This window comes from Acidobacteriota bacterium (assembly GCA_016712445.1).
Classification (GTDB): Bacteria; Pseudomonadota; Alphaproteobacteria; order Caulobacterales; family Hyphomonadaceae; genus Hyphomonas.
In genome coordinates, this window is the sequence record JADJRB010000003.1 from 244463 (window position 1) to 271053 (window position 26591).

Annotated in this window: 20 protein-coding genes; 6 read left to right on the top strand and 14 right to left on the bottom strand. The window is 62.8% G+C overall.

Annotation, left to right across the window (positions count from 1 at the left end):
• Positions 1-36: 36 nt before the first annotated feature.
• A complete protein-coding gene (locus IPK75_17440) occupies positions 37-675 on the top strand; it encodes a TetR/AcrR family transcriptional regulator (protein MBK8200135.1) in 639 nt (212 codons plus the stop codon).
• A 3-nt stretch (positions 676-678) separates the two neighbouring features.
• Here the strand turns inward: IPK75_17440 and IPK75_17445 are convergent, their stop codons facing one another.
• From IPK75_17445 to IPK75_17460, 4 genes are all read right to left on the bottom strand, one after another.
• The gene (locus IPK75_17445) at positions 679-2112 is read right to left on the bottom strand and encodes an aldehyde dehydrogenase family protein (protein MBK8200136.1); all 1434 of its coding nucleotides are present in this window, start codon (positions 2110-2112) and stop codon (positions 679-681) included.
• Positions 2113-2218: 106 nt separating this feature from the next.
• On the bottom strand, positions 2219-3376 hold the full coding sequence (locus IPK75_17450) for a transporter (GenBank protein MBK8200137.1): 1158 nt from the start codon (positions 3374-3376) through the stop codon (positions 2219-2221).
• Positions 3373-3783, bottom strand: coding sequence for an OB-fold domain-containing protein (locus tag IPK75_17455; GenBank protein MBK8200138.1), 411 nt, complete (start codon positions 3781-3783; stop codon positions 3373-3375). The genes IPK75_17450 and IPK75_17455 overlap by 4 nt, the downstream gene beginning before the upstream one ends.
• Positions 3784-3785: 2 nt before the next feature.
• Positions 3786-4982, bottom strand: a complete 1197-nt coding sequence (locus tag IPK75_17460; GenBank protein ID MBK8200139.1) for a cytochrome P450 — start codon at positions 4980-4982, stop codon at positions 3786-3788.
• 230 nt (positions 4983-5212) lie between these two features.
• On the opposite strand from IPK75_17460, the gene IPK75_17465 reads away from it, so the two are divergent.
• Positions 5213-6841: an FAD-dependent oxidoreductase gene (locus IPK75_17465; GenBank protein MBK8200140.1), complete on the top strand. Its 1629-nt coding sequence runs from the start codon at positions 5213-5215 to the stop codon at positions 6839-6841.
• Here the strand turns inward: IPK75_17465 and IPK75_17470 are convergent.
• The 6 genes from IPK75_17470 to IPK75_17495 form a co-directional block, all read right to left on the bottom strand.
• On the bottom strand, positions 6838-8334 hold the full coding sequence (locus IPK75_17470; GenBank protein MBK8200141.1) for an AMP-binding protein: 1497 nt from the start codon (positions 8332-8334) through the stop codon (positions 6838-6840). The two genes, IPK75_17465 and IPK75_17470, sit on opposite strands and share 4 nt — an antisense overlap.
• A gap of 83 nt (positions 8335-8417) precedes the next feature.
• On the bottom strand, positions 8418-9629 hold the full coding sequence (locus tag IPK75_17475) for an aromatic ring-hydroxylating dioxygenase subunit alpha (GenBank protein ID MBK8200142.1): 1212 nt from the start codon (positions 9627-9629) through the stop codon (positions 8418-8420).
• A gap of 141 nt (positions 9630-9770) precedes the next feature.
• The gene (locus IPK75_17480) at positions 9771-10742 is read right to left on the bottom strand and encodes an FAD:protein FMN transferase (protein ID MBK8200143.1); all 972 of its coding nucleotides are present in this window, start codon (positions 10740-10742) and stop codon (positions 9771-9773) included.
• Positions 10739-11554 carry a DUF4198 domain-containing protein gene (locus tag IPK75_17485; GenBank protein MBK8200144.1) on the bottom strand — a complete coding sequence of 272 codons (816 nt, stop codon included), beginning with the start codon at positions 11552-11554 and terminating at the stop codon, positions 10739-10741. The genes IPK75_17480 and IPK75_17485 overlap by 4 nt, the downstream gene beginning before the upstream one ends.
• A gap of 40 nt (positions 11555-11594) precedes the next feature.
• Entirely contained in the window at positions 11595-12107 is a 513-nt protein-coding gene (locus tag IPK75_17490; protein MBK8200145.1) for a DUF2271 domain-containing protein, read from the bottom strand.
• A 10-nt stretch (positions 12108-12117) separates the two neighbouring features.
• Complete coding sequence (locus tag IPK75_17495; GenBank protein MBK8200146.1) at positions 12118-12723, bottom strand: PepSY-associated TM helix domain-containing protein; 606 nt, start codon at positions 12721-12723, stop codon at positions 12118-12120.
• A 594-nt stretch (positions 12724-13317) separates the two neighbouring features.
• Here IPK75_17495 and IPK75_17500 point away from each other — a divergent pair.
• The 4 genes from IPK75_17500 to IPK75_17515 all read left to right on the top strand — a co-directional run bounded on the left by IPK75_17500 (position 13318) and on the right by IPK75_17515 (position 19200).
• Entirely contained in the window at positions 13318-15570 is a 2253-nt protein-coding gene (locus IPK75_17500; protein MBK8200147.1) for a catecholate siderophore receptor Fiu, read from the top strand.
• Positions 15571-15585: 15 nt separating this feature from the next.
• The gene (locus tag IPK75_17505; protein MBK8200148.1) at positions 15586-16266 is read left to right on the top strand and encodes a Fe2+-dependent dioxygenase; all 681 of its coding nucleotides are present in this window, start codon (positions 15586-15588) and stop codon (positions 16264-16266) included.
• Positions 16267-16269: 3 nt separating this feature from the next.
• A complete protein-coding gene (locus tag IPK75_17510) occupies positions 16270-17391 on the top strand; it encodes an alpha-hydroxy-acid oxidizing protein (protein ID MBK8200149.1) in 1122 nt (373 codons plus the stop codon).
• A gap of 111 nt (positions 17392-17502) precedes the next feature.
• A complete protein-coding gene (locus IPK75_17515) occupies positions 17503-19200 on the top strand; it encodes an acyl--CoA ligase (protein MBK8200150.1) in 1698 nt (565 codons plus the stop codon).
• A 37-nt stretch (positions 19201-19237) separates the two neighbouring features.
• Here IPK75_17515 and IPK75_17520 read toward each other — a convergent pair whose 3' ends face one another.
• The 4 genes from IPK75_17520 to IPK75_17535 all read right to left on the bottom strand — a co-directional run bounded on the left by IPK75_17520 (position 19238) and on the right by IPK75_17535 (position 26431).
• Complete coding sequence (locus IPK75_17520) at positions 19238-19993, bottom strand: helix-turn-helix transcriptional regulator (GenBank protein ID MBK8200151.1); 756 nt, start codon at positions 19991-19993, stop codon at positions 19238-19240.
• Positions 19994-20192: 199 nt separating this feature from the next.
• The gene (locus IPK75_17525; GenBank protein ID MBK8200152.1) at positions 20193-20909 is read right to left on the bottom strand and encodes a hypothetical protein; all 717 of its coding nucleotides are present in this window, start codon (positions 20907-20909) and stop codon (positions 20193-20195) included.
• A 56-nt stretch (positions 20910-20965) separates the two neighbouring features.
• Positions 20966-24244: a PD40 domain-containing protein gene (locus tag IPK75_17530; GenBank protein MBK8200153.1), complete on the bottom strand. Its 3279-nt coding sequence runs from the start codon at positions 24242-24244 to the stop codon at positions 20966-20968.
• 12 nt (positions 24245-24256) lie between these two features.
• On the bottom strand, positions 24257-26431 hold the full coding sequence (locus tag IPK75_17535; GenBank protein ID MBK8200154.1) for a TonB-dependent siderophore receptor: 2175 nt from the start codon (positions 26429-26431) through the stop codon (positions 24257-24259).
• Between the last annotated feature and the right edge of the window lie 160 nt (positions 26432-26591).

The window sequence follows — 26591 nt, forward strand, 5'->3', positions numbered from 1 at the left end:
TTGGAAAATTTCGCACAGAAGTACTGGCAGGATTCATTGGGACGTCCCGACAAACCCCTCATTTCCCGGGAGCGCGCCGCGCGCGCTGCGCTGGATGTGATCGATACCCAGGGGCTGAACGCACTGAGCCTTGAACTCGTTGCACGCCAGCTCGGCGTCAAAGCGCCGTCGCTCTACTACCACTTCAAGCACAAGAACGAGCTGCTCTCAGAAGTCGCCCTCTGCATCCTGCGTGACGTCAAGGCACCCTTTGTTGACCCGTCGCGCTGGCAGGAGACGCTGGTTGCCCTGTGCCTTGCAACCCGGCGAACGATTCTGCTGCATCCCAACGCCGCGCCGCTGCTGCTGGAATTCTTCCCGAAGCACATATTCCTGAAGGCATACGACTTCTGGACAGCGATCTGTCCCTATCCGGAAGACATGCAGCTGATGATCCTCGAAGGATGCGAAAAGCTGACGTTTGGATCTGCCCTGTTTGCCTCGGCGGCCCGTTCGCGCGCCATTGCGCCGCTGCCTGACTTCGATCGCAATGAGTTCGTTGCGCTGGCCAAGGCCGTGCGGGCCAATCCGTTCGACGACGAAGCACTGTTCGTCGAAACCCTGCAGACATTCCTGATCGGCGTGCGCGAGCGCGCGGAAGCCGGCTCAACGTCGGCTTCCGCGAAAGCGAAGTAGCGGTCAGCTCACGCTGGCAGCTGATTTCGGGATGTAGACAGCTTTCAGCTGCGTGAATTCCTTCAGGCCGTAGAGACCGTTCTCTGCGCCGAAACCGGATTGCTTGGCACCCGCGAGCGGCGTGCGGGGCGTCATCTGGAGGTTCTGGTTGATCCAGACCGTGCCCGTGTCGAGACGCGACGCGACTTCGCGCGCCTTGTCGATGTCACCGGACCAGACTGCACCGGCCAGGCCGTACTCAGTATCGTTCGCCCGCCCGATCACCTCATCGAGATCCTTGAACCGCATCATCGGCAGGATCGGCCCGAAGGCTTCTTCCTGCACGACACGCGAATCTTCCGGCGGATTGTCAACGATCGTGAATGGCACGAAATAGCCGTCGCTCTCGATCGGGTCGGCCTGGTGAAGCGTCAGGCCCGCATCGACCGCGCTCTTGAGCAAATCCCTCACGCGATCAAACTGCGCCTTGTTCTGGATCGGGCCATACTGGATGCCCTGCTCGCTTCCGTCGCCCACTTCGGCGGCTTTCGCCATCGCGACCAGCCGGTCACGGACATCGTCGTAGATGTCATCGTGCACATAGAGACGCTTGGTCGCCACGCAGATCTGGGACGTGTTGCTGAACGCACCGGCAAACAGCGGCGCCGCGACTTTCGCCGGGTCCACATCGCCGAGCACGATGGCGGCATCGTTCCCGCCAAGTTCCAGCGTGATCCGTTTCAGATCCCGCGCCGCCGATTCCATTACGCGCTTGCCGGTCGCCGTGGAGCCGGTGAACGAGATCTTCGCGAAGCCCTTATGCGCCGTCATCATCGGACCAAGCTCGTCGCCGCCCGTAATGACATTGAGAACGCCGTCGGGAAACACGCCGCGCAGCAGCTCGGCAATCTTCAGGGTACAGAGCGGTGTGAACGGCGAAGGCTTGATGACGATCGTGTTGCCGGTAAGCAGCGCCGGCGCAATCTTCCATGCGGCCAGCAGCACCGGGAAATTCCAGGGAACAATGCCGCAGATGACCCCGAGCGGGACATGGTGAACCTCTACGCGGCGATCTGCCGTATCTTCGGTCACGTCGACCGGCAGGTCGAGTTCGGCCGTGGAATGGAACCAGTAACCTGCGCCGAGAATCTCGTCCTTCGCGAGGTGGGCCGGACGGCCCTGCTCTTTGGTGAACAGGCTGGCGATGGCATCGGCATTCGCCATGATCAGGTCGCCCGCCTTGCGCAGCGCTGCGCGGCGCTCGTCGATCGGGGTCGCGCGCCACTTGCTGAACGCTTTGGTCGAAGACTTTACAGCCGCTTCGAGATCCGCCGCGCTGGCGCGCGGGCAAGTCGCGAACGGCTTGCCGGTTGCCGGATTGATCACATCGAGCGTCTCCGGCGTGGTGACCGCCTTGCCGTCGATCGTCATCGTGTAGTTGGACATGAAGTCTACCATGCGCATCTCCCTTTGGCCCGGCAGGCTTGCCGGCGATCCTTGTTCTGTTCCGGGGTCGAACCTACGCCCGCTTTGTAGTCCGACTCAAGCCGTCCCGGCCGCGCGCTCATACCAATTGCGACGAAAAGATCGCCGAACTGACGATCGGCGCACCAGGGCCACCCGCCAGAAGGCACACCTTGGCGCCCGGAACAGGGTTGGCCGAGTCGCCGCGCAGCACACGCACGGCTTCGATGGGCATCCCGATACCGTGGATGAAGCCCTGCGCGAGGTTGCCGCCAGACGTGTTGATCGGCAGCTTTCCGCGAGGTGCCGTCAGGTTTTCAAACGTGCAGAACTCGCCCACGGACTCGTAAGTACAGAAGCCATGATCAATCAGCGAGGCGACGCCTTGCGCACTGAAATTCTCGTAAACCTGCGCCACGTCGATATCCGCCGGCGAAAGTCCGGTCTGTTCCCAGAGCCGCCGCGCGACGGACTTGAACCCGGCAGTGGCATACTGGTCGTCGTCATCGTTTTCGAGCAGGTCGCCCCAACCGGCGGCGGCACCTTGCGCCACACCGGCAATGTGGATGGGCATGCGCTTCAGATCGCGCGCGCGCTCCGCCGAGACGACCAGCAAGGCACCGGCGCCGTCATTCTCGCGCGAACAGTCAAACAACCGGAACGGCTCGCTGATCCAACGCGACCCATGGTACGCTTCCGGATCGAAGGGTTGCCCGAACGCGACCGCCTCCGGATTGCGCTCGCCGTGGAAGGCAGCCGCCCGGACGAAATTCTCGACGGCTGACTTCGGGACGCCAAAATGTTCGAACATGCGCTGCGCACGGATGGCGCACACCTGTGCGGGCGCGACGAGCCCTGCCCCAACCATATGCGCGTTCAGATGGTGGGCCATGACAGCGGCGGAGAGCCGTCCGCTGTTGCCCTGCACCAGCGCCCGGAACACAATGACTGCGCTCGCCTGCCCGGTGGCTATTGCGCCAACAGCCTGGCCGAACGCCGCCGCGATGCCGCCGCCGCCGCCGCCGAACACCTGGCTCGACCAGCGCAGCTCTTTCGTGCCGAGATCCTGCATCAAGCGGACCGGTTCGTTATGGTCATCGCCGTAAGTCGCAAAGCCATCGATATCGGCCGGATCGAACCCGGCATCGTCACAGGCGTCGATGATCGCGCGCGTCAGCACGCCGCGCTCAGGCAATGGCGAAGTGCCGCGCTTGAATTGGCGCAGGCCTACCCCCGCAATCGCAGCGACACCCTTCATGCGGACCACCGAATGGCGGGCACCGGCTCGCCGGCATGGATTGTCGTCGTCGTTCGTCCGGTTACGGACTGTCCGATGCGCACTTCACCCGGATCGTCCATGATGCCGACGAGGCGTGCACCGCCGCCGCCTTTCAGCTGCACCACGGCTATCACGAAAGGCTTGTCGAGGGCTTCCAGACCGCCGAACGGATGCCAGCTGCGAGTCCAGCTGTAAACGCTGCCTGCCAGGTCGACGGGCTCCCAGACATGGTCCCAGCTGCCGCAATCCTTGCACCGGAAAACAGCCGGCCAATGCCAGGCCGCGCAGCGCGCGCACCGTTGCAGGCGCAGCTCGCCAGCCATCAGGCCATCCCAATACTCGGCCTCCGCCCCGACGGCGAGCGCAGTCGCAGTTGCCGATGGCATGCTCAGCGATCCCAGATCAGCGGAAGCGACTCAAGCGCCATCACGGTGCCCGCGCGGCTCTTGTGATGTGAGCCCGGCTTCAACGAGAACGCCGGCACGCGCTTGATCCATTCTTCTGTCAGGACGCGCAGTTCGAGCCGCGCAAGATTGTGCCCCAGACAGAGATGAGGGCCGGACGAGAACGTGAGGTGCGTCAACGCCTTGCGGTCGACGTCGAAGTCGTTCGGCTTGTCGAAACGGCGCTCGTCGCGGCTGCCAAGCGGCAGGATGCACAGCACCATGTCGCCCTCGCGGAACCGGATGCCAAACCGCTCGCAGTCTTTCGTCACGATGCGCGGCGTGTTCACCACGCCAAAGCTGCGAATGGCTTCTTCTACGAAATTCGGAATGATCGCCGGATCGGACGCGAGACGGGCTTGCAGTTTTTTGTCAGAGGCGAGGTAGCGGTAGGCATAGCTGGCCACGTTGGTGACCGTATCCATGCCGCCGAGGAACATGACGAAGAGCATGGACTGGAGTTCGCCGAGCGTGATCTGGCGGCCTTCGACCTGGAAGTCGACCATCTTCGAGATCAGGTCGTCCTGCGGCGCGGTACGGCGCATCTCGACCAGCTCGGTCATCAGGCCGACGATCTTGACCGACATCGCGCCCAATTCCTCGTTGGTCCTCGCATTGAAATACTCGTCGGCAATCGCACGGAAATCGCGCAGCCGCTCAAGCGGCATACCCATCAGTTCCATGAAGACCGAAACCGGAAACTGCGACGAGACTTCGTCGACAAACTCGCAGGCGCCTTTTGCCTTCACGCTTTCGACAATCTCGATCGCGAACTCCCGCACTTTGGGTTCGAGTTCGTCGACGGCCCGCTGCGTGAAATAGGGCATCAAAGCGTGCCGGTAGGGTGTGCTGCGGGGCGGATCGAGACTCAGCGGGATGAACACCGGCGGATTCTCGACGCGCGGGATCTGCATTTCCCGCACGGAGAAGTGCTCGTAGTCCTGGACCACCCGGAAGATGTCGTCGAAGCGTGTGAATATCCAGTGTCCGCCATTGCGCGGCGTGTAGAAGATGTCCGGCGCATCGCCATGCAGCGTCGCGTAGGATGCGTGCAAGTCCTCCGTCAGCCGGGGATCGCCATAAATGTCGAAGTCGAAGACCCGGTCGGCCGGAACATGTTCCGGCACCGGAAGACTTTGCATGTCGTCTGCCACAAGTTCCTCCCGGCCGCTGAGCGGCGCTATAAATCTATTGTCGTTAGTTATTCGTCGAATCCAGCACGAGATCAATGGGGGCCGACAGAAAAAATGCGCTGCCCGGATACATGGATGGCGAACGCCAGACGATAGTTGCGATTGCGCCCCGATCTAAATCTATGCCAAATAGATTTAATGAGTCCGGGAGCATCCCGGCGTCCTTGCGGGAGATTTCCATGGCCGAGTTTGACTACGTCATCGTTGGCGCCGGCGCTGCAGGCTGCGTTCTGGCGTATCGTCTGTCCGAGGATCCCAAAGTGCGCGTGGCGCTCCTTGAAGCGGGTCCGCGTGACGCCCACCCGTTCATTCATATGCCCAAAGGCCTGGCCAAGGTCATGGCCGACCCCAGCCACATCTGGGCGTACGCGAGCGAGCCAGAAGAGACCAACGCGAACACGCCCGAAGTGTGGGTACGGGGCCGCGTGCTCGGAGGCTCCAGCTCGATCAACGGCATGATGTACGTGCGCGGCCAACCCGCCGACTTCGACGCCATCGCGGAATCTTCTAGCGACGACTGGAACTGGTTACACATCGGCAAGGCGTATGCCGCGCTGGAAGCGCACGAACTCGGCGCCGCTGAAACCCGAGGCGGCGCAGGCCCGTTGAAGATAACCGTGCCGGACACGAAGGACACGCTCACCGAAGCCATTCTCGAGGCCGGCAAATCAATGGGTTGGGAGGAAAAGCCCGACACCAATGCGCCCAACGATATCGAAGGCATCGGCTACGCGCCGCGCACGGTGTACAAGGGCCGCAGGGTCAGCGCGTCGACCGCATTCATCGATCCGGTCCGCAGCCGCGCAAACCTGACCATCCTCACCGACACGACGGTCGACAAGGTGATGTTCGACGGCAAGCGCGCGGTCGGCGTCCACGCTGTCCAAGGCGGCCAGTCGAAGGCGATCAGGGCAACGCGGGAAGTCATTCTATGCGGCGGCGCTATGGCCTCGCCCGGCATTCTCGAGCGTTCCGGAATTGGCGACGCCGATCGCCTGGCGCAGCTGGGTATCCCCGTGCTGGTCGCCAACAGCAATGTCGGTGAAAACCTGATCGAGCACCGCGCCATCATCATCCAGTGGAAGCTCAACGCGGATATTTCGCACAACAAGAAATACTTCGGCTGGCGCGTCCTTCAGTCCGGCCTGCAATACTACCTCACGCGCAAAGGCCCGCTCTCGGCAGCCGCCTATGAACAGGTCGCCTGGTTCAAGACGCAGCCCGGACTGAACCGGCCCGACGCGCAATTCCTGTTCGCGCCGTTCAGCTTTGACTTCGACAAGCACCGCCAGGATGTCGAACGCTTTCCGGGCATGCACATTACGGCCTACCCGCTGCGTCCCTCGTCACGCGGGCATGTCCACATCCGTTCAGTCGATCCCGATGCCCCGCCGCAACTCCAGACAAACTACCGCGATACCGAAGAAGACCGGCGCGCGATGATCGGCGCGGTGCGGGTCGCCCGCGCGTATGTGAAACAGGCCCCGCTCGCCCAATACATCGAAGCTGAAACGATGCCGGGCCCGGCTTACGACACGGACGAGAAGATTCTTGAAGCCTACGACAAGTTCGGCACCTGCGGGTACCATGCGGTCGGCAGTTGCCGGATGGGCAAGGACCCGGCGACGTCCGTAGTCGACCCTGCCCTGCGCGTGCGCGGCGTGGACGGTTTGCGCATCATCGACACATCGATCATGCCGGCCATTCCATCCGGCAATACGAACGGGCCCACCATGGCATTGGCCTGGCGGGCAGCCGACGTCATCCGTGCGACTGCCGCACGAATGACCGAACCGGCAGCGACCTAACGGACGCGCGGGAGCGTTTCAGCCGCGTCCTTGTATCTTTCGCGCATCGTCGGCTTCGACAGCTTTCCGGTCGCCGTGCGCGGCATCGGCTCGTTTTCGACCACGACGTAGCGCGGCACCTTGTAGTCTGCGAGCCGCTCGTTGCAGTGCGCAATCAGCGCCGGCACGTCGATGGGGCGACGCGCATAGACCACCGCCATCGGCGTCTCGCCAAACTTCTTGTCTTTCGCCGCAATCACCATGACCTCCTCGACTCCGTCGAAAGCCAGTACCGCGCGCTCGACTTCGGCGGCCGAGATGTTGAGCCCGCCGGAGATGATCAGATCTTTCATCCGGTCCACGAATGTCAGCAGGCCGTTTTCATCCAGCACCCCGAGATCGCCTGAGTGCAGCCAGCCATCTTTCAGGGTCTGAGCCGTGGCTTCGGGATTGTTCCAATAGCCGATCATTGTGCCCGGCCCCCGCATCAGGATTTCGCCGACCTCGCCGGGCGGCAGGAACTTGCCGTCGCTTCCCGCGATGGCGAGCTCCGTGAAGATTCCGCCGCGCCCACACTTCTCCGGAAACTTCGCGGCAAGCTTTGCAGGCATGATGGTTGCGTTGCCGCCACATTCGGTCTGTCCGTAGATCTGGCGAAGGATAATTCCCTTCCGGGCCCAGCGGTCCTGCAAGGCCCGGCTCACGGAGGATCCGCCAGTCGTCGCGACGCGGATGGCCGACAGGTCCGCCTCTTCAAATTTCGGGCTATCGGCAATGCGCTCGAAGAAAAGCGGAACGGCACCAAAGCCGTTGATCTTTTCCCGCACGAGAATGTCGAGAAACACCGCAGGATCGAACGCCGATTCGAAGAACAGGCCGCAGCCAAGCGTCGAATAGTGGATGAGCTGGACAAAGCCGGCAGACGTGTTCAGAGGCGCCGGCACGATCACCCGCGCGCCGCGCGTGATCTCGGGCGTTTCGAACGCCCATCCGGACACATAGCTCGTCATCGTCCGGTTCGAGAAGACGACGCCCTCTGGTTTGGCCGTCGATCCGCTGGTCGCGATGATTACGACCGGGTCGTCCGGCAGCGGCAGACGATCCACCTTGACCCGCGGCCCCTTGGCGAGGTCGCGCACCTGCTCTAGCGCGAGTAGTGGAATACCCAGGTCGCGCACAAGGCCAGCGCGGTCCGCGTCCGCAAACATCAGGCGCGGCGAAGTGTCTTCGACCAGTTCGGCGAGTTCGTGGCGCGTGTAGCGCATGTTGAGCGGCGACACGATCGCGCCGGCTCGCAACACGCCGTGGATCAGCGCGCAGTATTCAATTGAGTTTGCGGCACAAATGCCGACCCGGTCTCCGCGTTCCACGCCGCGGTCGATCAGCATTTGTGCGATGCGCTCTGACCAGTCGCGAAGTTCGCGGTAATTGATCCGGTCGGATCCGAATGCAAGTGCCAGCTGGTCGGGTGTATCCTCCGCCCACCAATTGATCGCGCTGCTGATTGTCTGCATGCTCGCCTCCCCTAGCGGCGCAGCTTCATGTGGCTGCGTCCATCGTAATTTCGAATGATGTCAGTCCAGGTCCGGCGCGCGGATCAAAGGTATCGTTCGAGAATCTCGTAATACATCGGGATTGTCTCTTCGAGTCCGCAATAAACGACTTCCTTAAGCGCACCCGTGGCAAGGCCCGACTGGGAAATCTCGGCGGCCCGGAAATCCTCGTTTCCGAACACATTCAGGATCATGTCGTAAGACCGCTTGTAGACCTCGGCGGCCTTCTCGTTGTCCGTTCCGCCGCGCGTCAGCATCACATAGTCAACGATGGTGCGGTCCGGCGCGCTCGGCATGATGAACATCACGCTGATATAATAAGGGCTGGTGACGATCACCGTGTTGGGGAACACGAGGTAAGCATGCGTCACCGACTTGTGGATATTCTCGCCGGCGAGATCGAGGCATTCCGGGGTGAAATCCATCTTGCCGGAAATCTGGCGAATGTTCAGGCCCAGCGCGTGGGTCACGTTGGGCACGTCTGCGAACAGCGGCCCCACTGTACGCGCATGCAGGCGCTGCACGTGATAGCCTTCCAGGAACGGCTCCTGAACCAGTTTCCAGTTCGCCTTCAGGTCAAACGTCTTTCGTCCGTAGACGTGCATTCTGGGGATGTCGAAAGCCTCCAGATCGCTCACAAGTTCGTCGTCAGCGCCGGAAAAATCTGGCTTTGCGTTCTGGTCGAGCATCACCCAGATGATGCCGCCGGCTTCATGGCAGGCGAGCTCAGCGAGTCCGCGCTTGGACTTGTCAAAATTCTTGAGCGTCTCTTCGCGCGGCACCGCGACCAGGCGGCCATCCAGCGCAAAGGTCCATGCATGGTAGGGACAAGTCAATTTGTTCGTCTTGTGGGGCTCGCAGTCCTCGATCAGCTTCGAGCCCTTGTGCATGCAGGCGTTCAGGAACGCCCGCACCTTGCCGTCCCGGTCGCGCGTGACGAGCAGCGGAACGCCGTAGCCTTCGTGTGCGATGGCGCTACCGGGCTTCGCAATAAGGCTCGACAACGTCACCGGCACACCGAACCGCCGGAAGATGTTCTTCTGCTCGCGGTCAAAATGCTCCTGATCGAGAAAGATCGACGCAAGGCGCGATTCATCGATCGCCTTCGGCGCCGCCTTGTCATGCGAAGGGATCTTCCGGATCGCGGCAATCTGGCTCGCGCTCAGGTCATTGATCGTCTGGACGCGCTTGAGACCCGTGGTGGGCGAAGTTTCGCTACCGACAATGTCGTTGTCCCGTGTATCGATGAGATTCATGCCTGACTCCTCGCCCCATGCTCGCGCATTCATATAAATCTAAGAACGTTAGATTTATGCATTCTGATGGGATTGTCAATCGCACTGTCCAAGCCAGGCGTCGCAGAGGCGAGCGCCGTATCGCGGGAGTTTCGCCGCGCTTCAGTCGAGCCAGCGGCCCAGACGATCAGACATCCGGGGCGGCGCGTCCCGGTACTGGAACAACGCGGCCAGTCCGCGCGCATTGGCGATTTCAAGTCCGGCGTCGCCCGACGCAAAAAGTGCCGTGGCCCAGGCGTCGGCAGCGGCGCAGTTTTCGTGCACAATGGTGACGCTGGCCAGATCTCCGAATTCGGTGCGGCGCGCCTTGACGGGAACGATGTGCGAGGCCGCCTTGCCGTCAACGACACGCATCTGACGGTAATCCCCGGAAGTCGCTATGGCGTGACCGCAGGCAGCGACCCGCCAAGCCGCTCCAGCAGGCACAGGATTTTCCAGCTCGACCCACCACGGCATCGAGCCTGGCTTCACGGCGCGCGCAATGCATTCGCCGCCGATCTCGACCAGGAAATGGTTCACGCCGGCGTGGCGCAGCGCCTGCGCCAATCGGTCGACCGCATGCCCCTTTGCGATGCCCGAGAAGTCGAGAACGACCCCTCCCGGCTGTCGAAGCCGCGCCGTCGCGTCGATCAACGCGTTCCATATCTCCGGCCCGGGGCGCTCGCCCTGCCCGACTGGCTGGAAATCCACCGGGCCAAATCCCCGCGCAACGACATCCCCGCCCAGGCACGGGTCGAATGCGCCGTGACTTGCCCGCGCAATTTCCAGGGCAAGGTCCAGCAGGCGAGCAAAATCCTCGCTCATTTCGAGCGACTCTCCAGCCCGAAGGCGATTGAACCGCGACACCGCCGAATCCGGCTCCCAGGAACTGAAGTCACGGATCGTGGACGTGAAAACTTCGTCGAAAGCGGTCGCAACCAACTCCCGCCCGACATCCGGCGGCGCAAACCAGCGCGCGGACCAGACCGTGCCCATCGTCTCCCCCGACATCGATCCGGGAACGAACGTCTCGGGCGGCGGCACAACATCGCCGCGCTCGAAATCGTCCGGTATGAGGAGCTGGACGTTGCTCAATTCGGGAGTGCTTCAAACGTCATGACATACGTCATCCGCTCCGTGATCGGCTTTCCCCTGAAGAGTCCCTGGCCTTCATGGTCGGCCTCAAGCCAGTAGGCGCCCGCCTCATCCAGCGCAAACGTGATCATGCCCGATGCGTCGCTGGTTACGGTGACGGCGTCCTCGTTGTCGCGGTAGCGGTCGCCGCCGCGGACGATCTGCGCGGCAACACCCGCCGCAGGCTTGCCGTCGACGAGGAACTGGAACGAGACGTCCTCGCCGGTGAAGATATCGTTGGGGTGGGTCACCGGCTTGAGTTCAAGTCCAGCCCCATCAGATGCGAAGACCGACCCGGTCAGCGTGCCCAGCGTAACAAAGGTTTCATTGCGGCGCGAGTTGCGCGAGATTTCAGCGCCCGGCTTCGAGGCCGCGCCGCTGGATTCCAGCTCTTCGGCGGTTCCGCGCCAGCGCTTGGTTTCCTCGCCTTCCTTCCAACTTGCCGAATAGCCCGAGCTGGCTGAAGAGATCTTGTACGTCCCCTGACGGTCCAGCTTCACATCGAACATCGACCGCAGCTTGCCGCTGGCGGCGTTCTCGATCGCGACGCCGGATCCATCCGGCGCCGTGACCGTGACGGACTCCAGCCGCAGCGCATTGTGGTTTGCGAAGAAGAGATTGTTCGAGACAGCACCTTCCACAGAGACCCATTGTTCCTCGCCTGACAGGGTGAAGGTTGACGGCAGCATCCAGGCCCTATGGGCACTTGCGCTCCCCGCCAGAGTCATTGCAGCGGCAACGGCCGCGCAGATTCTGATCATACCGGTTTTCATATCTTGCTCCTTTGTGAAGCGCAGGAAGCGCTGTGGATTTCTAGTTCGAGATGCGAAGGCTTACCTTGCCGAGCTCTTCCGAGCCCGCGCCGGTGACGGCGGCCTTCAGCGGCCAGCTGAAAGGCACGCTGACCATTTCGCGTCCGCCGACTTCGCGAACCGCCTCAGCCACGAGGATGTAGTCACCCGGCTTCAGCTTGCTCAGCGGGCCGGCATCAGTCGGCAATGAAATTTCCTGAACGCCCGGCGCCTTCGTGGGGCCTGAAACCCCGTCGACCGGCATGTCGAGTTCGCGGCCCGACCGGCGCCACCATTGGCGCAATTCCTTCAACCACGTCTCGCCTTTTTCGCCGCCATTGCTGCGCGCCTGCTGGTACCAGACGGCGAGGTTGGCAACTACAGTCTGGTCCGGTGCCGCGATCCAGACGGCGACGTAGGGCCTGTGATATTCCGCGACGTCGAGCCGCGGAATCGTCAGTTCGATCTGCACGTCTTCAGCCAGAGCCGGCGCCGCCAACAACGACAAACCGGCGACCGTCAGGATTGCACGCATACAGAATACCTCACAAGTGAACAAACAGGACAAGAAGCAGGACAGGCACCGCAAGCCCTCCGCCGACGAGAAACCAGGTTGAGCCCCGCCGCCCGGCATGCATCTGCAGCAACCACAGTCCCGTCGCGCAAAAGACGATGCACGCAACCGCGAACACATCGATGAACCATGACCAGGCCGCGCCGGTATTGCGCCCCTTGTGCAGGTCGTTGACGTAAGCAATCCCGCCGCGTGAAGTGACTTCGTACAGCACTTCGCCCGTGTACCGATCAATGCTCAGCCACGCGTCGCCGCCCGGGCGGGGCAAGTTGAAGTAAACGTCGACGTCGGTGAGTTCGGCTTCGGCGCGGGAGAGGTCTACGCCAAGCTCGCGGCGCAGTTCGCGTTGCAGGACGGGCGGCGCCTCGCTGTCGTTTCCGGGCAAGGCTTCCGGTGAAATGGCCTCAAGGGCGGCGGCCGAGAGGACGAGTTGGTGCTCGACGACGCGGGGGCGCGCGGGGATGTCCTGCGCATGGTTCAGTGTGATTCCGGTGGCCGCAAAGAGCAGCATGCCGACGAGGCAGATTGCCCCGGACATCCAGTGCCATGTGCGGGCCTGGCGCTTCCAGAAGAGCATTCCCGGCCACTTCAGGCGCGGTCCGGGGCGCGGCGGATCGACTTGTGCGATGTCGCGCTCGAGGGTGTCTGATCGGGGATCCAAGGTGGGCTTTTCCGGCTGAAGTGAGCACCGCGAAGCGCCCGTCATGGATCGCAATTGCAACTCATTCGCAGAAATGTCAACGGTTCAAAGCGGCTCGGCGCAAGCTTTCGAAAGGCATGCGCGAATGCGCAGGCGCCCGGTTTCGTGCTCCACAAGTACTCCAAAAGTCGTGTGGACAGTCCAAACGGATTTTGAACTCCCCGCAGACAGCTCCGCTTGCTCCACGACTGGCGATCAGCGCCTTCTTTTTGAGAACCAGTCGCAAGAATCTTGTTGCAAATGATTCTCAAACTCGATAGGCGCAGGTCTCGGGTCCGGTGAGCGCCGGATCGCTTGCCAATCAGATGCGGGGAAATTTCGTAAACAAAACCAACCCCTAAACGTGCGTTCCCGGCGAGCTGGCCTAGCCGGTTCGACCGCCCTCTTCCCTCACCGCATTTCGTCCACCGTTCACTCGACCATCTTTTACCGCGCCGCGCGGACGTCCCTCCCAGACTCAGGAAACCGACAATGATACGCAATCGCAAACATACCGCCGCATCCCGCCTTCTCCTCGCCGCGGCGATCACGAGCACGTTCCCGGTGATGGCGCATGCAGACGATGAGGGCCGCGGCGATGCCGAGCGGCGCGAAGAGACGATCTACGTCGACGGACACGAGACGAAGTACAAGGTGGACGAATCCTCCTCTGCGAAGCTGACGCAGGCGCTGGTCGATACGCCTCAGACGCTGACGGTGATCAGCAATCAGCTGATCGCCGACCAGGGCGCGCTGACGCTCGTCGATGCGCTGCGCAATACGCCGGGCATTACCCTGCAACTCGGCGAGAATGGCAACACGTCGTCTGGCGATGCGTTCACGATGCGCGGATTCTCGTCGCAGTCTTCGATCTTCCAGGACGGCATCCGCGACCTCGGCGCCGTGACGCGCGACAGCTTCAATCTCGAGCAGGTGGAAGTGGCGAAAGGACCGGCAGGTTCCGACATTGGCCGGGCCGCCTCGTCCGGTTACATCAACCAGATCTCAAAGACGCCCAAGGGGGACTCCTTTGCGTCTCTGACCGCCGGCGTGACGTCAGAAGGTGGGACCCGCTTCACCGCAGATGCCAACGAAAACCTCGGCAATGGAATTGCCGGACGCCTGAACCTGATGGTGCAGGACATCCCGGTGACGGGCCGGGATGAGGTTACCAACACCGGCTACGGACTCGCGCCGTCGATCGCGTTTGGCATCGGAACGCCCACGCAGTTCCAGTTGTTCGGCCAGCATGTGGTGCAGGAGAACGTGCCGGACGGCGGCATTCCGTCGATCGGACTTGAAGGCTTCTACAATGCCGATCCCCTGCTGCGGAACGGAGAAACCGTCGATCCGGAAAACTACTATGGCAGCAACCAAGATTTTGAAGACATCGAAGCCAACATGATCACCGCCAAGATCCTGCACGACTTCGGCCGGGGCCTGGAGCTCACCAACACGGCGCGCTGGGGGCGCACCGAAATGGACCGTGTACTGACGGGTATCAACACCCTTGCAGCACCGTCTGCCGATCCGGACACATGGACGGTCTCGCGTTCACGCCAACGGGTAGACCAGGTCAACGAAATCCTCGCGAACCAGACCATCCTCACGGGCAGCTTCGATACCGGCGTACTCACGCATGATTTCTCGGCTGGCCTCGAGGCGCTCTACGAGTCGCAGGAAAGCGCCTCCTTCAGCACCACCGGCCTGACCATTCCGCCTGCGCCGCTTTACGAACCGGTTTCAAATATCGACCTGCCCATTCCGGCCCCGACGGGCGCCGTATCGGACGGCAACACGACAACGCTGGCGGCCTTCTTCTTCGACACGATCAAGTTCGACGAAAAGTGGTTCCTGACCGCCGGGCTTCGTGCCGAGAATTACAGCACCGACATCGACTCCATCGTCCTGTCGACGGCGACCAGCCATCCGGCGCTGCCGGTCGGCACATTGGTGCCGAATTCCCTCTCTTCGGACGGCAATCTCGTCAGCTGGAAGCTTGCAGCGCTTTACAAGCCGGCCAGCAACGGAAGCGTCTATGTCAGCTTCGCAACCGCATCGACGCCGCCCGGCGGCGCCAACTTCCAGCTGTCTGCGACCGAGTCGAACATCAACAATCCGGCGTTCGATCCGCAAGAGACCGACAATTTCGAAGTCGGCACGAAATGGGACGTATTCGACAACCGCCTTGCCCTCGCCGCCGCCTACTACGAGACGACCAACAAGGATGAACTCGCGATCCTCGACCCCGGCACCCTGACTTACGAGCAGCTGGGCGAGCGAACCGTTTCCGGCATCGAGGTTTCGGCGATCGGACAGATCACGCCCGACTGGCAAGTGTCAGCCGGGCTGACCACGACCGATACGGAAATCACGGAAGGCACCACGGGCAACAATACGCAAGGCTCAAGCGCGCGCTGGTCGCCGGAACTCGCAGCAACGTTCTGGACCTCGTACACGATCACGCCTTCCGTCACCGTCGGCGGCGGCGCCCGGTACACTGGCGAGCAGAAGCGCGTTGTTGTGCCGGGAGCAGACCTGTCCACGCAGAACGTGCCCGTCATTCCCGAGAACTGGGTGGTTGACGCGATGGCGCGCTACGATCTCACCGAGCGCGTGTCGCTCCAGCTGAACGTGTACAACCTGCTGGACGAGACCTATATCGCGACGCTGAACAATTCGGGCGCGCGCCTTACGCCCGGACGCCCGCTGTCGGGCTACTTGTCGCTCAACGTGCGCTTCTGAACGGAAAACACCGCCATGCTCCTGCACATTCCCTCCGTATTGAATGCGCAGGAGCTGGCGGATTTGCGCTGCAGGCTCGGCAACGCCCGCTGGCAGGACGGGTCCTCTACGGCGGGCAACCAGGCCAAGCGCGTCAAGCAGAACCTGCAATTGCCGGCGGATGCGCCGGAGGCGGCCGCGATGAGCCAAACGATCAAGACAGCGCTGCTTCGCAATCCGCTGTTCGTGTCGGCTGCCCTGCCCCGCACGATCCTTGCGCCGCGCTTCAACCGCTATGAAGGCGGCGGAAAGTACGGCGCCCATGTCGACAGCGCACTACACGCAGATCCGGAAACCGGCGCAATGGTGCGAACAGATGTTTCGGTCACCGTGTTCCTGAATGAGCCGTCCGATTACACCGGCGGCGAATTGATCGTCGACGACACTTACGGCGAGCACGAGGTGAAGCTGGCGGCAGGCGACGCTGTCCTCTACCCCTCCACCAGCCTTCACCGCGTCGAGCCGGTCACGCAGGGCACGCGCCTCGCCTCCTTCCTGTGGGTGCAAAGCATGGTGCGGGATGATGCGCAGCGAAACATGCTGTTCCAGCTGGACACGGCGATCCAGTCACTTCGCGCACGGCTGGAAGATGCGCCGGAAGTGGTTGCATTGACGGGGCATTATCACAACCTGCTGCGACAGTGGGCAGATGCCTGAAGCATGACAGGCCCGCTGCCGCCCCTGACCTCCATTCCCCGCGACCTCGTGAGCGCCGGCGACTATGCACGACGCGCGCAGGACCATCTCCCGCCGGCCACTCTGGCTTATCTCGAAGGCGGGGCGGGCGACGAGATCACGCTGCGTGAAAACACGGCGGCGTTCAGCGCCCTGAAACTCGCGCCCCGGCAGCTTGTGGACGTGAAAGGCGGGCACACGCGCCTATCGCTCGCGGGCGAGCAGCTCGCACACCCGTTCCTGCTGGCGCCCGTCGGCTGGCAGAAGCTTTTCCATCCCGGCGGCGAACTGGAGGTCGCGCGGGCCGCGCAGGCGATGGATACGGTGTTCGCTGTCTCTGCTGTAGCGACCACCGCAATCGAAGCGTTGGTGGTCCCCGGTGGTGCGCCGGTCTGGTTCCAGATCTACATGCAGGCCTCACGCGAAGCGACAGCCGGTGTAGTGCGCCTCGCCGAGGCATCCGGTTGCCGCGCCCTGATCGTCACGGTCGATGCGCCGCTCGCCGGACTGCGCAACCGCGAACAACGCGCGGGGTTCGCACTGCCGGCGCACCTGGAGGCCGAAAACATGCCGGAGGTGCAACCGATCCCGGCGGCGGGCGAAGGCGCTGGCGTGAGCCGGGTGTTTGACCAGGCGATGCACACGGCCCCGACCTGGAAAGATGTCGACTGGCTCGTTCGCCAGACCAGGCTTCCCGTCTTCGTGAAAGGCATCCTGCACCCGGACGACGCCGCGCGGGCGGTAGAAACGGGCGCCGCGGGCGTCGTGGTGTCGAACCATGGCGGCCGGGTGCTCGATACGGCGCCGGCCGCCCTGCACGCGCTGCCGGCGGTGGCGGCGAGGCTGAACGGGGCGGTTCCCATCCTGCTCGACAGCGGCATCCGGCGCGGCGCCGACGCGTTCAAGGCCATCGCCCTTGGCGCGACGGCCGTGATGGTCGGCCGGCCGTACATTCACGCGCTGGCGGTGGCGGGCGCGCTCGGCGTGGCGCACCTGTTGAGGACCCTCCGGGAGGAGCTGGAAATCACCATGGCGCTGACGGGCTGCGCCCGGCTGGCGGATATCACCGCGGACCACCTGTGGCGCGGCCCGGAATCCCCTACCTGAAAAGCCCGAAAGCCGGCCAACTTGCAGTGCTTGCCCTCGGGCAAACTGTTCCCCTGCGCAAGGTTATGTGCATGATCGGCCAAAACACCGCAAAATGATCAGGGGAGACACATGCATTACGCCGAGCTCAAACAGGCACGCGCCGAACTCACAGGTCCCGGCGGGGCCTTCGAAGTCGTGAAGGCTGACGTGCTCGGCAACAGCCTGCTGACATTCAAGAATGCGCCGCCGAGCGTGCGCGAAGTCTGGCTGTCGACGATGCAGTTCGCCGAGCGGACCTACCTGGTGTACGAGGGCGAGCGCCTGACCTATGCCGGCGCCCACGCGCAGGTGAACGCGGTGGCGGCTTGGCTCGCGGCGCAAGGCGTGAAGGCCGGCGACCGGGTCGCGATCGCGATGCGCAACTATCCGGAATGGATGCTGATCTATTGGGCCTGCGTGTCGACCGGCATCGCCGTCGTCGGCATGAACGCGTGGTGGACGCCGGAAGAAATGGCCTACGCGCTGGAAGATTCGGCGCCGAAGGTGCTGTTCTTGGATTCCGAGCGACTGGAGCGGTTGCGTGAACGTCCGGACCTTGCGGGCAAGTTCAAGCTGGTCGGCGTGCGCCTCGGCCAGCCGGCGAGCGATGTGACGCCGTGGGCAGATGTCGTGTCCGGCGGCGGCGCGATGCCGGACGTGACGGTCGATCCGGACTCGGATGCCTGCATCTTCTACACCTCGGGCACGACCGGCTTTCCCAAGGGTGCCCAGCTGACGCATCGCGGCTGCGTGTCGAACCTGTTCAACATGATGTTTGCGGCTGCCTCGTCGGCGCTCGCCGTGGAGCGGGCGACCGGGGTCGCGCCGCCGGCGACGCCGCCGGTGCCGGTGACACTGATCACGACGCCGCTGTTCCATGTGACCGCCAACAATTGCGGCGCCTATGCTGCGACGGCGGCCGGCGGCGCGCTGGTGCTGATGTACCGCTGGGAAGCCGGCGAAGCCCTACGCCTGATCGCGCGCGAGCGGGTGACCGGCATGAGCGGCGTGCCGGTGATGGCCCGCGAACTGATCAACCATCCGGATTTCGCGACGACCGACACATCCAGCCTTCTGGCCCTCGCCGGCGGCGGCGCGCAGGTTCCGCCCGATCTGGTGGCGAAGATTGAATCTAAAGTCGCGACGGCGCGGCCGGGCACCGGATACGGCATGACGGAGACCTGCGGCATCATCACGTCGATTTCCGGCGACTTCTTTGTCGACAAGCCGGACAGCGCCGGCCCCTGGATGCCGACATTCGAAGCCAAGTGCGTTGACGATAATGGCGATACGGTCGCGCAAGGTGAAGTTGGCGAGCTATGGGTTCGCGGCGCACCGGTGATCAAGGGCTACATCAACCGCCCGGAAGCGACCGCCGCCTCGATCACCGATGGCTGGCTGCACACCGGCGACATCGCGCGCATCGACGAGAACGGCTTCATCTTCATCGTGGACCGCAAGAAGGACATGGTGCTGCGCGGCGGCGAGAACGTCTACTGCGCGGAAGTGGAAGGGGTGATCTACCGCCAGAACGCGGTGGCGGAGTGCTGCGTGTTCGGTGTGCCTGACGACCGGCTTGGCGAAGAGGTGGGTGTCGCAGTCGTGCTGAAGCCGGGCGATACGCTGACCGAAGACGAACTGCGCGCGCATTGTGCGGGGATCATGGCGAAGCACAAGATTCCGCGTTACATCTGGTTCCTCGACGAAGCCCTGCCGCGCAACGCCAGCGGAAAATTCCTGAAGCGCGAACTGCGTGACCGGCTCGCGCCAAAGGGCGTGACGGCCTGAGGTCAGGCTGCCCGTTTGCGACTACCGCAGCGGCTGTTCAGAACGAAAAACGGCTCGGTGAAATTCCAAATGCGCGCTGGAACATCGCGCAGAATGCGCTGGCGCTGTCATAGCCGACATCCATCGCGACCGCGGTGACGCTGGTACCGGTCGACAAAAGCGAGAGCGCTTCGAGCAGCCGGACCTGCTGACGCCACAGGGCGACGCCCATGCCCGTTTCGCGCTTGAACGCCCGGGTGAAGCTGCGACGGCTCATGCCCGCCAGATCGGCCCAGTCGTCAATGTCCCGGCGGTCGGAGGGATGATCAATGATTTCACGGCAGACCCGGACGAGGCGGGGATCGGTCGGCATGGGGGCAGCGTACGGAACCTTCGGAGAGGCGAGCAGCTCGCTGATCAGCAAACTGACGATCTGTCCTTCGCGTCCATCGATATCGTAGCAGGGATCAAAGTGCGTCACTTCCAGGATCAGAGCCTTCAGAAGCGTGCCGACCTCGACGATGTGGCAATCAGGATCTTCGCGCTCATACCTCGGATCAATATACAGCGTTCGCAGTGAAACCGGTCCGCGGCACGACACTTCATGGCGCACCTGGCTGGGGATCCACACAGCGCGCTGCGGCGGAATGACAAACGTGGTCTTGTCCGTGACGACAGACATCACACCGCTGGACGCATAGAGCAGCTGGATGCGTTCGTGAGAGTGCGCACTGTCGACGAAGCCAGCCGGATATTCGTCGGCGAGCCCGACAACCGGGCGCAGGTTCAGGTCGAGTTCGTGGGTGCCCTTCATGTCGTCCTCGTGGAAATCGGGCCAGACCTCGAAAGGATGCCACGCAGTTTTCCGGCTACAAGATAGTGTAGTCCGGACTGGCCCGATTGAGCAACAAGATGACCTGATTTCGCCTGAATGGCCAATAAAAGCGGCAAATGTGGCCAGAAATCACGCAGTCACGCCCTGCCGGGCCAAGCCGCAGGCAGGCGCGGAAGACCTAGTAGGCGACGGACAAGACGACGCCCATTGCCCCACCGGCGGACTTCGATGCCTGGATGCCGCCGCCGGCAAGATGGCGCACGAATGCTTCCTCATCAGCCACGTCCACGCGCCCATAGACGGCCACACTTGCATTTGGCGAGACGGCTTTCGCGAAGCCGACCTCAGCGCCGCCATAGGAGCGATCAGCGTCCTCACCGCGATTGTTCACGAACCCGCCCCGCGCCAGAGCATAAATTGTCCAGTCGTCGTTCACCCATTCAGGCCCGGCCACCAGCTCGAGCCCCCAGCATTCGTGTTCGGTGTCGTAGAAGCCGGAAATTGCAGGCTCCAGCGCCCGGTCGAACGTCACGGCGGCTGCCAGTTCGAGGCCAGACTTGGTGTCCGCGCCGGGAAAGGTCAGCCAATTGGCGGCGATGTCGAGTTCGTAACCTTCGCCGGCCCAGACGGCGCCCATTGTGTAGTCCACTTCGTCGTCGAACGCCGATTGATGGGGACCGAGCGGCGCGAGCCGGTACACGGCGCCATAGACCATCACTTCTCCGATTTCCGCTTCAAGCCCAAAGGTCGCCTCCGCAACACCGGCGGCAATCTGCTCTCCGCGATCATTGAGAGCGGACGACACGGCGATGTCCGCAAAGAAACGGTGCTCGCGTGCGCTGGCTTCGGATGCAAGGCAGGTGAAGGCCGCAATGGCTGCGATGATCGTACGCATGGCTGTTGTCTGACCTCGAAATCTGCGTTCATCCGTCTGGACGCAGATTGGCGCAGTCAGCGTGCTCGCACTAACTCGGTCAGGTCGTCATCATCATAGATCCGGCCATTCTTCACCACGCGAAAGATATCGAGCGTGGCGCGGATGTCTTCGACCGGATCGGAATTCAGTATCAGCAGGTCGGCAAGTTTTCCGGGCTCAAGGCTGCCAAGCTGGTGGTCGCGGCCGATCACGGTGGCACTGCCCATGGTGGCGGCCCAGAGGGTCTCCGCTGGGGTCCACCCGCCTTCAACATAAGCCTGCATCTCCCAATGCGTGCCAAAGCCGGGAATGTCGCCATGTGCACCAACGCCGACGAGGCCGCCCTCGCGGAACATCCTGGCCGCACTCTCTGCCGACACCGGGTAGTGATACTGGCATGCCGGCAGGGCCGGGTCGGACTTGAACTTGCCTTCCCGGTACCATTGCGGCGCAAAGCGCGCGTATTTCGCGTCTCCCAATGGATGGCGCTTCGAGATGAATACCTTGTCCGCCGGCAAGCCGCCGTGCGTGATCATCAGCGTAAGGACGGACGACGTTCCGCTTTCGGCGAACAGACGCGTGACATCGCCGTGGAGGAATGGAGGCGGCATGGCGTGCTCGACCCCGCCGTAGCCGTCGAGAATTTGGGTGAGGTCCAGTTTGAAGGACAAGGCGCCTTCAGTCGTGACCGTCATGCCGAGCTCGTTCGCAGTCTCGACGATCCACTGCCGGACGCGCCGGTTGCCGGACCGGTACTGCTTGATGTTCGACAGGCGGTAGTCGTCGCGGTAATGCGCGAGTACGGCCCGGACCTGTTCCTTCGACCGGAAGTCATTGTAGTCGAAGATCGCCGGTCCGGTTGTGAACAGCCGGGAGCCGGTCACTTCGCCGGCTTCCACGAAATCCTGATAGGTCAGCATGTCGATGGTCAGCGAAGACGGATCGAACAATGTGGTGACACCGTATGCCAGACCGGTCCGCAGTCCCCAGGCCGACGTGTCGAGAACTTCACGGCGGATGTCGGCCACGTGGTAGTGGGCATCAATGAGACCCGGGACAATGAATTTGCCGCTTGCGTCGAGTGTCGGCGTTCCTGCCGGCACTGACAGCGCCCCGCGAGGCGCCAGCGCGGCGATCCGGTTCCCGTCCAGCAATAGGTCGAGATCCTGCCAAGCACCGGGATCAGCGCGGTCCGACATCGTCAGTACACGTCCGCCGGCGACCAATACAAGTCCGGCAGGCTGGTCGCGCGGCACTTCGACCGGCACGTCCCGGCCCGATGTTGCTTGTCCTCCGCGGCGATCTGAAAACACGACGTCCGACATCGCAAGCGTGTAGAGGCGCGAACCCGCTGTCCAGAAAATCGACTGCCCGTCATCGGACCATCCGAAATAGTCGGCGCCCCCGTCAGTGAGCTGGACGTGAAGTCCTGCAGGCTCGGACAAGTCGAAGGGATCGCCGCCTGAAGCGACCGGCGCGTAGAGGTGAAGCTGATGCGCGATCTGCGCCAGGGCCCATTTGCCATCCGGCGACACGCGGAGATCATCGGCCGCTGCAGGTCCATCCGCGAAATACCAGTTCGGACCGTTAGCCTGCGTCACGAGCCTGCGGTCTCCGCCTGCAAACGGTACCGCTTCAACGCCCTTGTCCGTGTTGAACAGCACGTCCGTCTCGCCGGCGCCGAAGTGCGGCTTTCCGCCGATCCGACCGCTGGCGATCACGCGCGCGGGCGCGCCGTCCAGAGAGATGACAACCAGCTCGGCGTCGCGCAGTTGGCCGTATTCCATATAGGTCGTGCGCCGCGCCTCGGCCGGCGAGCGGACGACGACGAGCGACGTGCCATCCGGCGTGAAAGACGGGTGCGAGTAGAAAAAATCTCCGTCCGCCACGCGCACGTGCGCGTTGCCGTCCGACTGCGACACCCAGACGGCACCACCCTGCTCCGACGACCAGCTGACATAGGCGAGCGACTTGCCGTCCGGCGACCAATCCGGCTGGTAGCCCTTGAGGCCGTCCGTGCGAAGCAGGCGCGGCGCGCCTTCGGAAATGCCGGCGGTGTAGATCTGCCCGATCGCGGAAAACGCGATCATTGAATTGTCTGGCGAAAGGTCCGGCGCCATGATCAATCTCGCCTTGACGGGGCCGTCCTCGAAGGCCGCGCCGTGCCGCGCCAATGCGCCGAGCTTCTGCTCGACCCGGGCAGTGAACGGAATCTTCTGCGCATCACCTGTCGCGAGCGAGACCCTTTCGATGCCGCCCCCGCGATTGATCACGATTGCGCTGCTGTCGGGCAGGAAATCGTAGCGGGGGATCGCATCGTGCGTCAGCGCGGCAAGGACGGAATCCGGATCGGTCGCACCAAGCGTCGTTGTCTCGCCGGAGCGCAGATCCCTCGAGCGCAAGACGGTCACGCCGCCGCGGCGCTCGGCAAACACGAGGCGCGTGCCATCGGGTGATATGGCGGGGCGCACCTTCGGAACCCCCAGGCCTTCTTCGGTCTGGGAGGGCACCAGCGTCGTCGCGGCGCCGGTTGTGAGGTCGATCCGGTCGATGCCCCATGCCGAAATTGAATCGAAGGAAGCTGTGTCTTCGCGCAAGGTTGCGGCGACAGCGAAGGTACCATCGGGACTAAACCGGGCGCCCAATACGCTCGTGCCGGATTCAGCCTGATTGTCCACGATCTCGACGACGTTGCCGACGCTGCCCTGCACAGGTTCAAACTGCCACAATTCATAGACGTTCCGGCCTGGCCAGTAGCGGGACACCAGTATCGAACGCCCGTCCGGCGACCATTCTGGCGATACGAATGTCGGATCATCATTATACGGACTGATCTGGCGGGGGTGGCTACCATCGGCGTCCATCAGCCAGAGGTTTTCTGCCCCTGAACGATCGCTCAGGAAAAGGATGGAATGCCCGTCCGGCGAGAAGACCGGCTGGGTGTCCAGCGCAATGCCGCTGGTGAGGCGGCGCGCATCGCCGCCGTTGATCGGCAAGGCATAGATGTCGCCCAGCAGGTCGAAAACGATCCGTGAACCGTCTGGCGCTACGTCGATTGAAAGCTCGGTGCCTTCAGTGGTGTCAAAGGATACGGTGCGGCTTCCCTCAAAGGGCAGCGTCTGGCCGGGCGCAGCGTATGGCGTCGATGGACGGCCTGATATCCCCTCAGAAGTGCCTTCCGGCCAGGCAGGCGGCGGCGCGTCGTCGTGTATCCAGGAGCGGCAAGCTGCCAGCACGAGCGCGATGGTCAAAACCAGAAGACCGGCCCTGAACGTTGCGGCATGCCGTCCGTTCGAGCCGGTCTTCCAGTTCATTCAGTGCATTCCTCAGAACTTGCGCGTGACCGTCGCGATGATCTGGCGGCCGGCGCCGTAGGTACAGCCCGCGGGGCCCGAGCAGCGCGCAACGTATTGTTCGTCAAAGATGTTCGAACCGTTGAGCGCGAAGCGCCAGCTTTCGGTGTCGTAGCGAATGATGGCATCGAACAGGGTCGATTCCTCGCCAGCATAGACGACCGGGTTGAACGGGCCCGGCAATGCACCCTGGCTTTCGCTGGTGTAGCGCACGCCGCCGCCGAAACCGAAGCCGGACAGCAAGCCGCCGCGCACCGTGTAGTCGACGAACAAGGATGCCTTGTTCTCCGGCGTGACAGGGAGCTCAGCGCCGACTTCAGCTGGCGTCTGGCTCTTGGTCACTTCGCTGTCCGTGACGCTGAACGAGGCGTTGATCGAGAGACTGTCGTTGATACGGCTGACGGCTTCGAACTCGATGCCGTTCACTTCGACTTCGCCCAGCTGCGTGCCGAACACCGGCGTGATCGACGGGGACGTGGACACGAGATTCGACTGCTTGATCTGGTAGGCGGCCGCGGTGAGCAGCAGCTCATAGCCATCCGGCAGGCCACGCGCGTCATACTTGATGCCGGCCTCGACTTGCTCGCCTTCGCTCGGATCGAACTCCTTCAGCGTCACCGAGTCCGTGCCAAGCACCGGTTCGAACGACGTGGCGTAGCTGACGTAAGGCGCAAATCCGTTGTCGAACACATAGTTGCCGCCGACACGATAGGTGAACTTCTCCTGATCGGTTTCGGTGCTGGCCGCATTGTTTTCGATCGTCACCCAGTCCTGCCGCGCGCTGAGCGTCAGGAACAGTTTGCCCAGTCCGATATGGTCCTGAACGTAGAGGCCGGTCTGCTTCAGCGTCTGGTCATTGAAAGCCGACGGGTAACCAGGCTCCAGTATCGCCTGCGGGGCGTAGACGGGATTGAACAGGTCAATCTGGTTGGCGAAGATGAAGCCGAAGTCCGCCTTGTTCTCCACCCGGCGGTAATCCACCCCGGCGATGATCTGATGCGACATGCCGCCGGCATCGAGATCGAAATCGAACCGGTTGTCCGACGTCAGGCTTTCGACGGCCTCGCGATAGGAGAAGTTGTACTGCTGGACCGTGCGATAGTCATCCGGCACGCCATTGAAATCGGCATCGACCAGACCGCCGCCGCCATAGATTCCGGTCGGCGTGTCTTCCTCATAGTCATTGAACTTGGTGTTGGAGACGAAGGAGACCGTGTCCGAGAAGTCGTGGACGAGCTCGTAGCCGAACGACCATTGGTCGCGTTCGTAGCGGTTGTTCGGGTCACCAAGGTTGGTGGACGGATCAATGCTGCCGAGCGGGTTCGGCAGCAGCGTTCCGAATACCGGCAGGAAGCCATTGGTATCGCCCAGCACTTCGTCCGTCTGGTAGTATGCAAGGCCGGTGAGCTTCGTGTCAGGCGTGATGTCCCAGGTCAAAGCCGGCGCAAACAGCGTGCGCTCGGCCGACACCAGGTCGCGCTCTGCTTCGCGGTCGAGGTAGAGGCCAGTCAGTGAATAGCTGAGCGTGTCGCTGAGCGGACCGTGGACGGTGCCAGCGATCTGCTTGTAGTCGTCGGTGCCGTATTTCGCCTGGATCTCGCCGCCGAATTCCTGATCGGGACGGCGCGAAACCTGATTGTAAAGACCGCCGGGAGGCGAGCTTCCATAGAGCGCCGAAGCGGGCCCTTTCAGGACATCGAACGATTCAAACGCGTAGAGATCGACGCCCACACTCTGGATCGAAGTCGAAACCGGCGCGGCGAGGCCGTCGATATATTGTTTCGGCGTGAAGCCGCGGACCGTGACGAAGTCGTAGCGGAGATCGGGACCGTAGTTTTCGCCGAATGCGCCAGACGTGTAGCGGACCGCCTGCTGGGCATCGATGAAGGCGAGGAGGTCAATCTGGTCGCGCGTGATGACCGACACCGACTGCGGAGTCTCGATCAGCGGAATGTTGGACTTGTTCGCGGTTGCCCCGTCCTGCGGAACATAGTCCGGCGCGATAACGATGACCGTTTCCTGTACGCTGACGGCATCATCGGCGGCCTCTTGTGCCACTGCGGACGGCGCCAGGAAGGTGAGACCTGCCGCTGCCCCCAGCAGCGTTGCCTTGAAGAAATGTGCCGATTGGCGATTGAACTGCGCCATGATTCGAACCCCTGCTGCTTTCCTGTTCGCCTATCGCGAACTCAAGCAGAAGTTAACAGGCCTGCACAGTCCTGTATTTCGGCTTCGGGTCTCGAACTGTTCCTAAATGGCCAAACTCGGGAAGTCCCATGCAGGCGCCGCTGGCCCCTGACCCGATGAA

What these genes read in the sequence shown, in the direction of transcription:
- IPK75_17445 (MBK8200136.1), bottom strand. Translation starts at nt 2,112, where the DNA reads ATGGTAGACTTCATGTCCAACTACACGATGACGATCGACGGCAAGGCG.
- IPK75_17450 (MBK8200137.1), bottom strand. Translation starts at nt 3,376, where the DNA reads ATGAAGGGTGTCGCTGCGATTGCGGGGGTAGGCCTGCGCCAATTCAAG.
- IPK75_17455 (MBK8200138.1), bottom strand. Translation starts at nt 3,783, where the DNA reads ATGCCATCGGCAACTGCGACTGCGCTCGCCGTCGGGGCGGAGGCCGAG.
- IPK75_17460 (MBK8200139.1), bottom strand. Translation starts at nt 4,982, where the DNA reads ATGCAAAGTCTTCCGGTGCCGGAACATGTTCCGGCCGACCGGGTCTTC.
- IPK75_17465 (MBK8200140.1), top strand. Translation starts at nt 5,213, where the DNA reads ATGGCCGAGTTTGACTACGTCATCGTTGGCGCCGGCGCTGCAGGCTGC.
- IPK75_17470 (MBK8200141.1), bottom strand. Translation starts at nt 8,334, where the DNA reads ATGCAGACAATCAGCAGCGCGATCAATTGGTGGGCGGAGGATACACCC.
- IPK75_17475 (MBK8200142.1), bottom strand. Translation starts at nt 9,629, where the DNA reads ATGAATCTCATCGATACACGGGACAACGACATTGTCGGTAGCGAAACT.
- IPK75_17485 (MBK8200144.1), bottom strand. Translation starts at nt 11,554, where the DNA reads ATGAAAACCGGTATGATCAGAATCTGCGCGGCCGTTGCCGCTGCAATG.
- IPK75_17490 (MBK8200145.1), bottom strand. Translation starts at nt 12,107, where the DNA reads ATGCGTGCAATCCTGACGGTCGCCGGTTTGTCGTTGTTGGCGGCGCCG.
- IPK75_17495 (MBK8200146.1), bottom strand. Translation starts at nt 12,723, where the DNA reads ATGCTCTTCTGGAAGCGCCAGGCCCGCACATGGCACTGGATGTCCGGG.
- IPK75_17500 (MBK8200147.1), top strand. Translation starts at nt 13,318, where the DNA reads ATGATACGCAATCGCAAACATACCGCCGCATCCCGCCTTCTCCTCGCC.
- IPK75_17505 (MBK8200148.1), top strand. Translation starts at nt 15,586, where the DNA reads ATGCTCCTGCACATTCCCTCCGTATTGAATGCGCAGGAGCTGGCGGAT.
- IPK75_17510 (MBK8200149.1), top strand. Translation starts at nt 16,270, where the DNA reads ATGACAGGCCCGCTGCCGCCCCTGACCTCCATTCCCCGCGACCTCGTG.
- IPK75_17515 (MBK8200150.1), top strand. Translation starts at nt 17,503, where the DNA reads ATGCATTACGCCGAGCTCAAACAGGCACGCGCCGAACTCACAGGTCCC.
- IPK75_17520 (MBK8200151.1), bottom strand. Translation starts at nt 19,993, where the DNA reads ATGAAGGGCACCCACGAACTCGACCTGAACCTGCGCCCGGTTGTCGGG.
- IPK75_17525 (MBK8200152.1), bottom strand. Translation starts at nt 20,909, where the DNA reads ATGCGTACGATCATCGCAGCCATTGCGGCCTTCACCTGCCTTGCATCC.
- IPK75_17530 (MBK8200153.1), bottom strand. Translation starts at nt 24,244, where the DNA reads ATGAACTGGAAGACCGGCTCGAACGGACGGCATGCCGCAACGTTCAGG.
- IPK75_17535 (MBK8200154.1), bottom strand. Translation starts at nt 26,431, where the DNA reads ATGGCGCAGTTCAATCGCCAATCGGCACATTTCTTCAAGGCAACGCTG.